13 protein-coding genes are annotated in these 13789 nt (G+C 72.8%); 8 read left to right on the forward strand and 5 right to left on the reverse strand.

From position 1 onward, the window contains the following. Positions 1 to 7: 7 nt before the first annotated feature. The 5 genes from ABZ671_RS15930 to ABZ671_RS15950 all read right to left on the reverse strand — a co-directional run bounded on the left by ABZ671_RS15930 (position 8) and on the right by ABZ671_RS15950 (position 5488). The gene (locus ABZ671_RS15930; protein WP_357857622.1) at positions 8 to 1189 is read right to left on the reverse strand and encodes an aminotransferase class V-fold PLP-dependent enzyme; all 1182 of its coding nucleotides are present in this window, start codon (positions 1187 to 1189) and stop codon (positions 8 to 10) included. Positions 1190 to 1241: 52 nt separating this feature from the next. Beyond that, the gene (locus tag ABZ671_RS15935) at positions 1242 to 2162 is read right to left on the reverse strand and encodes a tyrosine recombinase XerC (protein WP_357857780.1); all 921 of its coding nucleotides are present in this window, start codon (positions 2160 to 2162) and stop codon (positions 1242 to 1244) included. Between the two features lie 155 nt (positions 2163 to 2317). Continuing rightward, positions 2318 to 3496 carry a DNA-processing protein DprA gene (locus ABZ671_RS15940; RefSeq protein ID WP_357857625.1) on the reverse strand — a complete coding sequence of 393 codons (1179 nt, stop codon included), beginning with the start codon at positions 3494 to 3496 and terminating at the stop codon, positions 2318 to 2320. Between the two features lie 109 nt (positions 3497 to 3605). Then, entirely contained in the window at positions 3606 to 5126 is a 1521-nt protein-coding gene (locus tag ABZ671_RS15945; protein WP_357857628.1) for a YifB family Mg chelatase-like AAA ATPase, read from the reverse strand. A gap of 2 nt (positions 5127 to 5128) precedes the next feature. Then, the gene (locus ABZ671_RS15950) at positions 5129 to 5488 is read right to left on the reverse strand and encodes a YraN family protein (protein WP_357857631.1); all 360 of its coding nucleotides are present in this window, start codon (positions 5486 to 5488) and stop codon (positions 5129 to 5131) included. Positions 5489 to 5693: 205 nt separating this feature from the next. On the opposite strand from ABZ671_RS15950, the gene ABZ671_RS15955 reads away from it, so the two are divergent. The 8 genes from ABZ671_RS15955 to ABZ671_RS15990 all read left to right on the forward strand — a co-directional run. Then, entirely contained in the window at positions 5694 to 6662 is a 969-nt protein-coding gene (locus tag ABZ671_RS15955) for a hypothetical protein (RefSeq protein WP_357857634.1), read from the forward strand. 289 nt (positions 6663 to 6951) lie between these two features. Then, on the forward strand, positions 6952 to 7779 hold the full coding sequence (gene rpsB, locus ABZ671_RS15960) for a 30S ribosomal protein S2 (RefSeq protein WP_357857637.1): 828 nt from the start codon (positions 6952 to 6954) through the stop codon (positions 7777 to 7779). Positions 7780 to 7914: 135 nt separating this feature from the next. After that, positions 7915 to 8742: a translation elongation factor Ts gene (gene tsf, locus ABZ671_RS15965; RefSeq protein WP_357857640.1), complete on the forward strand. Its 828-nt coding sequence runs from the start codon at positions 7915 to 7917 to the stop codon at positions 8740 to 8742. A 167-nt stretch (positions 8743 to 8909) separates the two neighbouring features. Continuing rightward, positions 8910 to 9677, forward strand: a complete 768-nt coding sequence (gene pyrH, locus ABZ671_RS15970) for a UMP kinase (protein ID WP_091190591.1) — start codon at positions 8910 to 8912, stop codon at positions 9675 to 9677. 78 nt (positions 9678 to 9755) lie between these two features. After that, on the forward strand, positions 9756 to 10313 hold the full coding sequence (gene frr, locus ABZ671_RS15975) for a ribosome recycling factor (RefSeq protein WP_357857643.1): 558 nt from the start codon (positions 9756 to 9758) through the stop codon (positions 10311 to 10313). Between the two features lie 297 nt (positions 10314 to 10610). Next, positions 10611 to 11933: a phosphatidate cytidylyltransferase gene (locus tag ABZ671_RS15980; RefSeq protein ID WP_357857783.1), complete on the forward strand. Its 1323-nt coding sequence runs from the start codon at positions 10611 to 10613 to the stop codon at positions 11931 to 11933. Positions 11934 to 12037: 104 nt separating this feature from the next. Further along, a complete protein-coding gene (gene rlmN / locus ABZ671_RS15985; protein ID WP_357857646.1) occupies positions 12038 to 13186 on the forward strand; it encodes a 23S rRNA (adenine(2503)-C(2))-methyltransferase RlmN in 1149 nt (382 codons plus the stop codon). A gap of 33 nt (positions 13187 to 13219) precedes the next feature. Beyond that, a partial coding sequence (locus ABZ671_RS15990; protein ID WP_357857649.1) for a DivIVA domain-containing protein occupies positions 13220 to 13789 on the forward strand: 570 nt, incomplete at its 3' end.

Consider the following 13789-nt stretch of genomic DNA (forward strand, 5'->3'; position numbering starts at 1 on the left):
GCGCCGCTCAGCCGTGGGCGAGCAGCGTGGGAAGGCGGACGGCCAGCCGGTCGTACTCGTCAGGGGTGTTGTAGACCTGGCCGCAGAGGCGCAGCCAGCCCCGGCCGTTCCAGCCCGCCACCGCCACCTCGGCGGCGAGCTGGTCCGCGATCCGGGCCTGCAGTGCCCGCGCCGCGTCCAGCGTGGTGGCGACGCCGGGCGGCAGCGGGATGAGTCGCATGGCCACCGCCGGTCCGCCGGGCTCCGGCAGGTGGGTCGGCGCCACCCCGAGCGCGTCCCCGACCACCCGCTGCCCGTACGCGGCCAGCGCGGCGTTGTGCGCGCGTACCCGGTCCAGGCCCAGGTTGCGCAGGGCGAACAGGCCCGCCGGAGCGGCGAGCCACGGCGTGTAGTCCAGCGTCGCCTGCCACTCGACCCGGGTGGGAAAGCCGCCGTCCTGTTCCCACGACACGACCAGCGGTTGGATCCGCTCCCGCCACGGCTCGGCCACCACCAGTGCGGCGGTGCCCCGCGGCGCGTACGCCCACTTGTGCAGGTTGCCGACCCAGAAATCCGCGCCGATCGAGGCGACCGTGGTCGGCAGCATGCCCGGCGCGTGCGCCCCGTCGACAAGCACGGGCACCCCCTGCTCCCGGGCCACCCCGACGATCGCAGCGGCCGGGAAGAGCCGGGCGGTGGGCGAGGTGATCTGGTCGACGATCAGCAACCGGGTACGGCCCGGGCGCAACCCGGCCCGGACGATCTCGACCACCTCTTCGTCGGTGGCGTTCAGCGGCACCGGCAGCGTCCGGGACACCGCCCCGGTCCGTCGGCACTCCCGCGCCACGGAGAAGGCGACCGCCCCGTACCCGTGGTCGGTGGTCAGGACCTCCTCGCCGGGGCGCAGGCCGAGCGACTGGAGCACCACCGCCGCGCCGGTGGTGGCGTTGCCGACCAGCGCGGTGCCGTCCGGGTCGGCGCCCAGGAACGTGGCCAGGTGCCGTCGCGTGTGGGTGATCCGGTCGATCAGGCCCTGGGTGAAGAAGCGGAGCGGGTTCGCCTCCATCTCGTCACGCAGGCGCTGCTGGGCCCGCTGTACGACGATCGGGACCGCGCCGAACGATCCGTGGTTGAGATGGCTGACCGACGGGTCGAGCGAGAAGAGCAGCCGAGCCCCGGGGATCGGCTCGGGTGGCTGCGGGACCGTCATCCGCTGATGGTAGCCCGCCGTGGATCATCACCTCGCGGTTCTTTGGCCCGGTTCAGGCCCGCGGGTGCGCCTGGCGGTACGCCGCCCGCAGCCGCTCCACCGACACGTGCGTGTAGATCTGGGTGCTGGCCAGCGAGGAGTGGCCGAGCAACTCCTGCACGGCCCGCAGGTCAGCCCCGCCCTCCAGCAGGTGGGTGGCCGCCGAGTGGCGCAGCGTGTGCGGAGTCGTGTGGGGCAGGCCGGCCGTCTCGGCGTACCGGGCGACGATCCGACGCGCCGTGGTCGGGTTGAGTCGCCCACCTCGGGCACCGAGCAGCAGCGCTGTCCCCGAGCCGGATCCGGCCAGGGCGGGTCGGCCCCGGCTCAGCCAGGCGTCGAGCGCGCGCTGCGCCGGCACCCCGTACGGCACCGCCCGTTCCCGCCCGCCCTTGCCGAGGACCCGGACCACGCGGCGGGCGTGGTCGACGTCGGTGACGTCGAGCCCGCACGCCTCGCTGATCCGCACGCCGGTGCCATAGAGAAGTTCGAGCAGCACCCGGTCGCGCAGCGGCACCGTGTCGCCGGCGCCTTCGCCGTTCGGCGCCGCCTGCCCGGTGGCCTGGTGCGGGGCGTCCATCAGGGTGGCGGCCTGGTCGGCCCGCAGGACCGTGGGCAGCTCCCGGTGCGCTCGGGGACTGGCCAGCGGGGCCGCCACATCGGTGCTGAGCAGGCCGGCCCGGTGCGCCCACGCGCTGAACGTGCGGGCCGAGGCGGCCCGGCGGGACAGCGATGTGCGCGCCGCACCCATCGTCCGCTGCTTTGCTAACCAGCTCCGCAGCACGGTCAGGTCCAGCTCCGACAGGGCGGCGCAACCCAGGCGTGCCGCATGGTCGAGCAGGGACACCAGGTCGGTCACGTACGCCCGCACCGTGTCCGCGGAGCGGTTGCGCACCCCGGCCAGGTGCTCGGCGAACGCATCCACCGTCTCCCGCATCTCCGGTGGCAGCGCCTGATGGGCAGCCCGGGTGCCGCGACGTTGGTGCGGCGTCTCGCGGCCGGCGCGGAAGGTGCTGTCGGCGGACACCCGACCAGCCTACGGGCGGGACCGGCCGGCGGCAGGTCAGCGCACTGTCCTGACCCGGCACCGTGTCACACTCGGGTGTCGTTGGCGGGTGGCGGCGCGAGGGCGTAGCCGTCGTCGCGGCGTACCACCATGGCCAGCTCCTCCAGCATGGACAGTTTGCGCATGGCGGTGCGCAGGTCCACCCCGGCGCGGGCCGCGACGTCGTCGAGGGCCAGCACTCTGCGCCGGGGCAGCGCCTCCAGCACCTGCGTCGCCTCGTCGTCGAGCTGGTCGCGGAGCCGTTCCGGGGCCCGGGCGGGCGGCGCCAGGTCCTCGCCGATGCGCCCCACCTCCTCCAGCACATGCGCGACACCGGTGACCAGCCGGGTCTTGGGTTCCTCGCGCAGCAGCTCGTGCGCGCCCACCGACATCGCGGAGGTGACCGGGCCCGGCACCACCATCCCCGGCCGGTCGACGCCGATCGCCCGCTTGAGGGTCTGCGTCGCGCCGCTGCGGGCCGCCGCTTCCACCAGCACCGTGCCCAGCGTGCCCGCCGCGATCACCCGGTTGCGGATGAGGAACCGAGGCCGCAGCGGGTCGGCGCCCGGCAGCCACTCGCTGACCAGCAGGCCGGTCTCCGCGATCCGGTCGAAGAGCGCCGTGTTGCCCATCGGGTACGGGCGGTCCAGCCCGCAGGCCAGCACGGCGACGGTGAGCCCGCCGGCGGTCAGCGCGCCACGGTGCGCGGCGGAGTCGATGCCGAAGGCCCCGCCGGAGATCACCGTCCAGCCGCGGTCGGCCAGCCCGTACCCGAGCTCGGTGGCAACGTGGGTTCCGTACGGTGTCGCCGCCCGGGAACCGACGACGGCGACGGACCGGTCGAACGCCTGCCCGAGCGGCCACGAGCCGCGTACCCAGAAGCAGAGCGGCGGCGCGGTCTCCAGGTCGACCCGCCGTTCTGCTCCGGGCAGCCTCAGCCGGTGCAGGTCGTCGACCCGGGCCGGCCACTCCTCGTCCTCGGGGGTGACCACCCGTGCGCCGAGCCGTTCGGTGTGCGTCAGGGCCTGCTCCGCCACCGCCCTGGCGTCGCCGCCGGCCGATCGGGCGGCCACCGCGGACCGGAGCGTCTGGTCCGGCGCCTCGCCGTCGAGCAGCAGCTCGAGCGCGGCGACGGGGCCGAGCCGCTCGACCAGCCGGTGCACCAACCGGGTCCCCGGCTCGGTCAGCCAGGTCAGGGCCACCCGCGCCAGTCGGCGGTCCGCCAATGATTGATGGTTCGCTCGCTGACGCTCGCTCATGCCGGCACTCCGCTTCGCTCCGTGCCGTCATGAGGCACCACCGCCCTGCGTTGATGATTCGCTCGCTGACGCTCGCTCATGCGCCCTCTCCCGTCCTGAGCTGGATGGCCTCGGCGATGTCCCCGCCGTCCGGGCGATCCCGCCCGTCCAGGTCGGCGATGCTCCACGCGAGCCGGAGGACCCGATCGAACCCACGGGCGGAGAGTGAGCCGGCGTCGAGCCGCTTGCGTAGCTCCCGGGTGTCACGCCCGGGCAGCTGCCACGGCGGCCGGCGCAGGTGCGGGCCGGGGATCTCGGCGTTCACCCGGTAGCCGGGGGACGCCCATCGCGCGGCGGCGGCCCGACGCGCGGCGGCGACCCGAGCGGCCACCGCCGCGGACGACTCGTTCGGCGTGCTCGTCTCCAGCAGCTCCGCCGCCCGTACGGGCATCAGCCTGACCCGCACGTCGACGCGGTCCAGCAGCGGCCCCGAGAGCCGGCCCAGGTAACGCCGCCGGGCCAGGGGAGTGCACTCGCAGTCCGCGTCGCCGGACGGCTTTGCGCAGGGGCAGGGATTGGCGGCGAGGACCAGCTGCGCGCGAGCCGGGTACTCCGTGGCGCCCCGGGTCCGGGCGACGCGCACCCGGCCGCTCTCCAACGGTTGCCGCAGCGCCTCCAGCGCCCCCTTGTTGAATTCGGGTGCCTCGTCGAGGAAGAGCACACCACGGTGGGCCAGCGACACCGCGCCAGGCCGGGCCAGCCCCGACCCGCCGCCGACCAGAGAGGGAACCGTGGCCGTGTGGTGCGGTGCCTGAAAGGGCGGCCGGCGCAGCAGCTGCCCGCCGGGCGGCAGGAGCCCGGCGATGGAGTGCAGGGCGGTGACCTCCAGCGCGGCGCCGTCGTCGAGCTCCGGCAGGATCGACGGAAGCCGCTCGGCGAGCATGGTCTTGCCGGCCCCGGGCGGCCCGACCAGCGCCAAATGGTGCCCGCCCGCCGCGGCTACCTCCAGCGCCCGGCGGCCGAGCTGCTGCCCGGCCACCTCCGCGAGGTCGGGCCCGACCCCCTCGTCGGCTGGCGCGGATGCCGGCGGTGGGAGCAGCGGCGTGCCGTCCCGAACGAAGGCGACCAGCCGGTGCAGGGTGTCGACCGCGCGTACCTGCAGGCCGGGAATCACCGCCGCCTCGGCGGCGTTGCCGGCAGGCACCACCACCCGCTCGAAACCGGCGCTCGCCGCGGCGGCGACCATGGGCAGCGCACCGCGTACCGGACGGACCGTGCCGTCCAGGCCGAGCTCGCCGAGGATCACCATCCGCTCCAGTGGCAGCAACGGCAGCTCGCCCGAGCCGCCGAGCACCGCCACCGCGATGGCCAGGTCGAAGGCGGAACCGTACTTCGGCAGGGTGGCCGGAAGCAGGTTGAGGGTGATGCGCCGGTTCGGCCACTTCTGACCTGAGTTGACGATGGCCGCGCGGACCCGGTCCCGGGCCTCGTGCAGCGCCGTGTCGGGCAGGCCGGAGATCACCACGCCCGGCAGCCCGGGCGCCAGGTCGGCCTCCACCTCCACCACGTGCCCGGCCACCCCGACCAGGCCCACGCAGAGCACCTTGGCATAGCTCATGGCTAGAACGCGCCCCTCACGTGCTCGACCTGGGCCGGACCGGCTGCGGGGAGCCGCACGGCCAGGACGTCGAACCGGACCTCCTCGGCGGTGGTGCCCGTCTCGGCCAGCCACCGCGCGGCCAGGCCCCGCAGCCGGCGCGCCTTCGTCGGTACGATCGCCTCGGCCGGGGTGCCGAAGTCCTCCGTACTGCGGGTCTTCACCTCGCAGACGGCGAGCACCGGGCCCTCCCAGGCGATGATGTCGATCTCCCCGTCCGGACAGCGCCAGTTTCGGGCGACCGGGCGCAGCCCCGCCTCGATCAGGTGCCGGACGGCGCACCGCTCCCCGTACGCGCCGACGGCCTGGTTCCGCTTCGTCATGCCGGCTACGGTGCGGGCCGGCGGCCGGTGGCGGGGGGCGCGCCGGCGCTCCTGTGGACGACGAGGCGCCCTGTGGACGGGCGGACGATCATGCCTTGACTGTGCTATGGCACGGTTGCCGCCATCGGTCGGGACGCTGGCCAGCGGCGACGTTGCCCAGTTGGGCGAATGGCGCGCACGGAGCCGGTCGCATACGGTGCCGGTCGTGGACGGACGACGGAGCATTCCCGAAGATCAGCAGGGCTCGCCCTGGAGCGATCCCGGGTACGCCGAACCCGACTGGCATGCCGCTGGCGAGCCGCGCTACCGCGACGACGACTTCCCCGTACCCGAGCAGCGCACCGGCGGCGAAAGCCGGTACGGCGACCCCGGACGGTTCGGCGGCCTGGCCGACCCGCTGAGCGACGACACCGACAGTTATCGAGGGTCGCGCCGGCTGGACGGTCCGGAGATCTCCGGTGAGCTGCCGGGCGAGCGCGGTGGCCGCCGGGCGGCGCGCGAGGCCGTTGACCTCGGCGAAAGCGTACGCGAGAGCGCGGCCGACCCGTTCGGTCTGGACCGTACGGGCGACGCGCTGCGCCCCGGTCCGCTGGGCGGTTACCCGATCGTCGAGCCGTCCCGCCCGGCCGAACCGACCATCGCCGCTCCGGCGTCGAGCGTCGAGGTGGACCGGCCGTCGTACGACACGTCCACGCCGTTGACGATCGGGGGACGGCCGTCGTACGACACGCCCACGCCGTTGACCATCGGGGAGCGGCCCGGCGCACCCGCGACCGAGCCGATGGGCGGCCCGGCACCGCACCCGCTGGACACGCCGACCGGTCCGATGCCCGCGGTCGCGCCCCGGCTGGACGGGCCGCCGCCGAGGGACGGCGTCTACCGGACCCGTCGGCCGGCGCTCGCGGTGCTGCTGGCGGTGCTGGTGTTGGCCCTGGAGATCCCGGCGCTGCGGGTGCTCCTGCGCGGTGTGGTGGGCGACCCGGTGTCCACGTCGTACGTGGTGGTGGGCACGTTCCTCGGGTTGGGGCTGCCGATCTTCGGTGTGGGCCTGTATGGGCTGCGCACCGGTGGGCTGGCGCTCGCCGACGGCACCCGTGGCTGGCTCCGGCCGCCGACGGCCTACCTCACCGTCGGGCTCGTGCTCTTCGTCGCGGCGGCGCTCGCCGCCCGCTGACCGGGACAACTCCCGAAATCGCTCGAAATGCCCGTATCTTGAGACGAGTCCGCGCCCGGTGGTCCCGTTGTCCCACCCGCGGGTCGGCTAACGGGAAAGGCGCGTACACTGGTCGACTGGCGACCGCCTCGCGCGGTCGACCTCGCGTGCCCTCTCCACGGACATTTCGTGGTGCGCCGGCCTCCCTGGTCCCGATCATGATCGGGTCCGTCACGGTCGGCGACCGGGTGCCAGGCCGCCCGGCCGCCGGCCGGGCGGGACAACCAGGGATCGCAAGGAGTACCCCACCATGGCCGTCGTGACCATGCGTCAGCTGCTGGAGAGCGGTGTTCACTTCGGGCACCAGACCCGGCGCTGGAACCCGAAGATGAAGCGCTTCATCTTCACCGAGCGCAACGGTATCTACATCATTGACCTGCGCCAGACCCTCGACTACATCGAGAAGGCGTACGAGTTCGTGCGCAACACCGTGGCCGAGGGCGGCAGCGTCCTCTTCGTCGGCACCAAGAAGCAGGCCCAGGAGGCCATCGCCGAGCAGGCGACCCGGGTCGGCCAGCCGTACGTGAACCACCGGTGGCTCGGCGGCATGCTGACCAACTTCCAGACGGTGTACAAGCGGCTCCAGCGGATGAAGGAGCTGGAGGCCCTCGGTGACCTGAGCGGGACCGCTGCCGGCTACACCAAGAAGGAGACCCTGCAGCTCTCCCGCGAGAAGGAGAAGCTGACCAAGACCCTCGGTGGTCTGCGGGACATGCAGAAGCTCCCGGCCGCGATCTGGGTGGTCGACACCAAGAAGGAGCACATCGCTGTCGACGAGGCCCGCAAGCTGGGCATCCCGGTGATCGCCGTGCTCGACACGAACTGCGACCCGGACGAGGTCGACTTCCCGATCCCGGGTAACGACGACGCCATCCGCTCGGCCGAGCTGCTGACCAAGGTCGTCGCCGCCGCGGCTGCGGACGGCCTGATCGCCCGCTCCGGCCGCCGCCGGGGCACCGACGAGAAGCCCGAGCCGGGCCAGGTCGGCGCCGACGAGCCGCTGGCCGAGTGGGAGCGCGAGCTGCTCGAGGAGCCGAAGAAGGGCGACGAGCAGCCGGCGGCCACCGCCGCGGAGTGATCGAGCCGTCGCGTCCCCACCGTCCGATTTTCCGGCCGGTGGGGCGCGGCGGGCCTCCCGGGCACAACCGGCCCGGATCCGGGTAACCGGCACCCAGACCATCCCACCGCAGCCTCAAGACCCGAAGAGAGAGCCATGTCCAACTTCACCGCCGCGGACGTCAAGAAGCTCCGCGACCTCACCGGCGCCGGCATGATGGACTGCAAGAAGGCGCTGACCGAGGCCGAGGGCGACTTCGACAAGGCCGTCGAGATCCTGCGTGTCAAGGGCGCCAAGGACGTCGGCAAGCGGGCCAGCCGCACCGCCGCCAACGGCCTCATCGCGCACTCTGGCCAGGCGCTGCTCGAGCTCAACTGCGAGACCGACTTCGTCGCCAAGAACGACGCCTTCATCGCCCTGGCCCAGCAGCTGGTCGAGCACGGCGTGGCCAGCGGGGCGAGCAACGCCGAGGAGCTGCTCGCCAGCACCATCGACGGCAAGAGCGTCGCCGACCTGGTCCAGGAGCAGTCCGCCAAGATCGGCGAGAAGCTGGTCCTCAACCGGTTCGGCAAGCTCGACGGCAGCACCGCGGTCTACCTGCACCGCAAGAGCCAGGACCTGCCGCCGGCCGTCGGCGTGCTGGTGCAGTACACCGGCAAGAGCGACGAGGCCGCTGACGCGGACGCCCGCGGCGTGGCCATGCAGATCGCCGCCATGCGGCCGAAGTACCTCACCCGCGACGAGGTCCCGGCCGAGGCCGTCGAGGCGGAGCGGCGCGTCGCCGAGCAGACCGCCCGCGAGGAGAACAAGCCCGAGGCCGCGCTGCCGAAGATCGTCGAGGGCCGGGTCAACGCCTTCTTCAAGGACTTCGTCCTGCTGGAGCAGGCGTCGGTCGCCGACAACAAGAAGGCGGTTCGGCAGGTGCTGGCCGAGGCCGGCATCGAGGTCACCAGCTTCCTGCGGTTCGAGGTCGGCCAGGCCTGAACCGCCGCCCGGGCGCGAGACGCGCTCGTGGCCAGCGAAACATCTGACGAGGAGGCCGCCGGTGTACGTGACAGGCACCGCGGCCTCCTCGTCACATAAGGTCGGCAACGGCAGGTACGCGGTAAGCGGCACGCGCACCCAGGTGCGCGACAGAAGGGGCGGTGCGGATGACGCAGGTTGTGAGTGACCGGAGCCTGGCGGCGGATGATCCGACCGCCCCACCACCCGGCCGGGCCCGACGGGTGGTGTTGAAGCTGTCGGGCGAGGTCTTCGGCGGCGGCGCGATCGGCGTCGACCCGGATGTCGTGCAGGGCATCGCCCGGCAGATCGCCACCGTGGTCCGCCGGGGCGTGCAGGTCTCTGTGGTGGTCGGCGGCGGCAACTTCTTCCGCGGCGCCGAGCTGCAGAAGCGCGGCATGGACCGGGCCCGGGCCGACTACATGGGCATGCTCGGCACGGTGATGAACTGCCTCGCTCTGCAGGACTTCCTGGAGAAGGAGGGCATCGAGACCCGGGTGCAGAGCGCGATCACCATGGCCCAGGTCGCCGAGCCGTACATCCCGCTCCGGGCGATCCGACACCTGGAAAAGGGCCGGGTGGTCATTTTCGGCGCCGGCGCCGGTATGCCGTACTTCTCCACCGACACGGTGGCCGCGCAGCGGGCGCTGGAGATCCGCGCCGACGTGGTGTTGATGAGCAAGAACGGCGTGGACGCGGTGTACACCGCCGACCCCCGGATCGACCCGACCGCGAGCAAGCTCGACTCGATCACCTTCTCCGAGGTGCTGCGCCGCAACCTGCGGGTGGCCGACGCCGCGGCGTTCAGCCTCTGCATGGAGAACGGCCTGCCGATGCTGGTCTTCGGCGCACAGGGCGACGACACGATCGTTCGCGCCGTCGGCGGCGAGAAGATCGGCACCCTGATCACCGCCTGAGCGGCCCGCCGAGCCGGCAGCGGTCCTCCGACCCGACAGCAACACCACGACGAGCAACAGAAGGAGGCGAGGAGACCGGTGATCGACGACACCCTCCTCGAGGCCGAGGAGAAGATGGAACGTGCCATCGAGCACGCCAAGGAGGAGTTCGGCGGCATCCGTACCGGTCGTGCCAACGCCGCCATGTTCTCCCGGATCGTTATCGACTACTACGGCACCCCTACGCCGTTGCCCCAGATGTCGTCCATTGGGGTCCCCGAGCCACGCATGGTGATCATCAAGCCGTACGACAATTCGCAGCTGGGCGCCATGGAGCGGGCGATCCGCGACTCCGACCTCGGGGTGAACCCGAACAACGAGGGCAACCAGCTGCGCATCCTGCTCCCGCAGATGACCGAGGAGCGCCGCCGCGAGATGATCAAGGTCGCCCGGCACAAGGGCGAGGAGGCCAAGGTCGCCGTCCGTAACATCCGCCGCAAGGGCAAGGAAGAGCTGGACCGCCTGGTCAAGGACGGCGAGGTCGGCGAGGACGAGGGCCGGCGCGCCGAGAAGGAGCTGGACGACCTGACCCAGCGATTCGTCGCCACCATCGATGACCTGATCAAGCACAAGGAGAACGAGCTGCTCGAGGTCTGAGCGGCCCGCCACCCGTCACGGCACCGGCCTGCCACCACCCGGCTACGACAACTCCAGCTCGGCTGACGGCCTGGAGCGTCGGGGTGGCGGCCCGGTGCCGTTCTGGGTGGTGGCCATCGTCCGCCGCCCCGGGTTCCCGGGTGCAGTAGGCTCGGCACCGATTCGGCGACCATCACCAGATGAACAGTGGCGGTCTCCCGGCCGTCGAGTCGGTCAATCACAACAGTCACGCCGGTAGGGGATGGTCTTGGTCTTGCGTCATGTGGTGGCTCTCGTACCGCTTCCGCTCGGTTCGTGATGTCCCGCCCCGACCCCTACGGCGCCGCCGAGCCACGCGGCTGGGAGCGGCCGGTCTCCCTGCCGTGGCCGGAGACCGACTTCGAACCGGAGCCGTGGCACCGGCCGCCCGCCCCCGAGACGTACGCGGAATCGCCCGGACGTACCGGTTCCGGCCGGGACGGCCGGGGGCACCGTGAGACGGACCGTGGCGGGCGCGGCCAGGCCGGCTACCGTGAGGACCTGGGGCGCCCGGGCCGGGGCAGCCACGAGCGAGACCCCTGGGACAGCGGCGAGGCCCACCGCGACGACCGCGAGGAGTGGGATTCCCGCCCGGCCCACCGCGACGACGAGTACCCGACGGCGCAGCTTGGCGCGGTGCAGGACGAACCCACCACGCAGCTCGCCCCGGTACGGGAGGAATCGGCCGAGCGGTTGGCGGTAGGGGACGAGCCGCCGCCGGGCCGCCGTCCTCGGGGCCGTCGCCGGGCCAGCGCTGACCGTCCGGCAACCGTCCAACCGGCGTCCAGCCGGGCGGGCCGGAACCTGCCGGCCGCGATCGGGGTCGGCTTGGCCCTCGGTGCGGCGATCCTGTTGCCGCTCTTTTTCTACCGACCGGCGTTCCTCGCTGTGATCGCCGTCGCGGTGGCGATCGGCATCTGGGAGATGGCCCAGGCGGTCCGTCGTGGTGGAGCCCACCCGCCGTTGCCGCCGCTGATCGCCGGCGGTGTGATCACCGTTGGCCTGGCCTGGTTCGCCGGCCCGGACGCGCAGAGTCTCGGCCTGGTGGTCACCGTGCTCGGCACGATGATCTGGCGGCTGGGGGACGGCCCCGGCAACTACCAGCGCGACCTGACTGCCGCCACCCTGATCGCGGTCTACGTGCCCTTCCTCGGCGGCTTCGCGGCTCTGCTCGCGGCTGCCCCCGACGACGGGCACCTGCGGGTGCTGGTCACCCTGGTCGCCGTGGTGCTCTCCGACACCGGCGGCTACGCGGCCGGCGTCGCCTTCGGCAAGCACCCGATGGCTCCCCGGATCAGCCCGAAGAAGTCGTGGGAGGGCTTCGCCGGCTCGGTGACCGCCGCCGCGGCGGGCAGCGCCCTGCTGCTCTGGCTGCTCTTCGACGTGGCTCCCGGGTGGGGCGCGCTGTTCGGGGTGGCGATCGCCTGCGCGGCGGTCCTCGGTGACCTCGCCGAGTCGATGATCAAGCGGGATCTCGGGGTCAAGGACATGAGCAATCTGCTCCCCGGGCACGGTGGCCTGATGGACCGGCTCGACTCGATCCTCTTCGCGGTGCCGACGGCGTACCTGTTGTTGGCGATCCTGGTGCCGGTGGCGGGCTGAGGGATGGATCACGTGGGTGGATCCGCATCCCCCGGCCGGGCGGGGTCGATTCGGCACGTACGGGCGGGTGCGACCAACCTTGGGCGTGTCAGACTGGACGCGCCATGACGAGCCTGCCCCTGATCCCCGTAGACCCCGACGCCCGCGGCCGCCGGCCCGCGCTGCCGCCCCGGCATCTCGCCGACCTGGACCTGCCCGGCCGGCAGGCGCTCGTCGCCGAGCTGGGGGAGCCAGCGTTCCGCGCCAAGCAGGTCTCCAACCACTACTTCGGCCGTCTGGTCCGTGACCCGGCCCGGATGACCGACCTGCCGGCGGCCACCCGGGAGCGGCTGGCCGGGGCGCTGCTGCCCACCCTGCTCACCCCGGTACGCGAGCTGGCCTGCGATGAGGGTGCCACCCGAAAGGCGCTCTGGCGGCTGCACGACGGCTCGCTGGTGGAGAGCGTGCTGATGGGCTACCCGGACCGGGTCACCGTCTGCATCTCCAGCCAGGCCGGCTGCGGCATGGCCTGCCCGTTCTGTGCCACCGGTCAGGCCGGGCTGACCCGTAACCTGTCGACCGCGGAGATCGTCGACCAGGCCGTCTACCTCGCCGGGGTGGCCGCCTCGGGGGCGGTGGCCGGCTCGCCGCCGCGGCTGTCACACGTCGTCTTCATGGGCATGGGCGAGCCGTTGGCCAACTATTCGCGGGTGGTCGGGGCGATCCGCCGGCTGGTCGCGCCGGCCCCGGAGGGCCTCGGTCTGTCCCAGCGGCACATCACCGTCTCCACGGTTGGCCTGGTACCGGCTATCCGGCGACTGGCCAGCGAAGACCTGTCGGTGACTCTTGCGCTGTCGCTGCACGCCCCCGATGATGAGCTGCGCGACGAACTCGTCCCGGTCAACCAGCGCTGGAAGGTGTCCGAGGTGCTGGACGCGGCGTGGGACTACGCGGCCACGACGGGACGTCGCGTGTCGATCGAGTACGCGATGATCAAGGACGTGAACGACCAGCCGTGGAGGGCCGATCTACTCGGGCGGCTGTTGGCCGGCAAGCTGGCCCACGTGAACCTCATCCCGCTCAACCCGACTCCGGGCAGCCGCTGGGATGCCAGCCCGAAGCCGGTGGAGCGGGAGTTCGTCCGGAGGTTGCGCGACGCCGGGGTGTCGACCACGGTGCGCGATACCCGGGGACGCGAGATCGACGGCGCGTGTGGGCAGCTCGCCGCCGCCGAGGACAGGGACACCGAGCCGCCGGCTGCAGCAACGGCGTGACTTTGGGCGTAGCGAACGAGACCAGGAGACATAGTGGCGAGTCAGGGTCAGCGTTTCCGGCGTAAGGCGCTCCGCCGGGGATACAAGGTCGACGAGGTGGATGCCTTCCTGGACCGGGTGGAGGCGACCCTCGCCGGTCAGCCGGTCGGCGCGCCCGTGGCCTCACAGGAGGTCCACGACGTCGTCTTCCGGGTCCGGTTCAACGGCTACGACGAGTGGCAGGTCGACCTGCACCTCGACCGGGTGGAACGGCAGCTGGCTGAGCTGGAGGAGCAGGGCGGCACCTCGGGTGGGCGGGCCACCGATCCTCGGATGGCCGACCGGCCCGGCCCGCCGATGCGCGATGACCGCGGCCTGTCGCCGGTGCCGCAGCCGCCGATGCCGCCTCGGCAGCTGCCCGCGCCGGTCGGCCCGCCCGCCGACCGCTACGGCGGCCGCTTTGACGAGCCGACCGCAGGTGGCCGCTTCGGCGAGCCGGCTGCTGGTCGTTACGACGAGCCGGCCGTTGGTGGCCGCTTCGGCGAGCCGGCTGCTGGTCGTTACGACGAGCCGGCCGTTGGTGGCCGCTTCGGCGAGCCGGCCGCTGGTCGTTACGACGAGCCG

This window comes from Micromonospora sp. NPDC006766 (assembly GCF_040636055.1).
In the GTDB taxonomy this organism is placed as follows: Bacteria; Actinomycetota; Actinomycetes; order Mycobacteriales; family Micromonosporaceae; genus Micromonospora.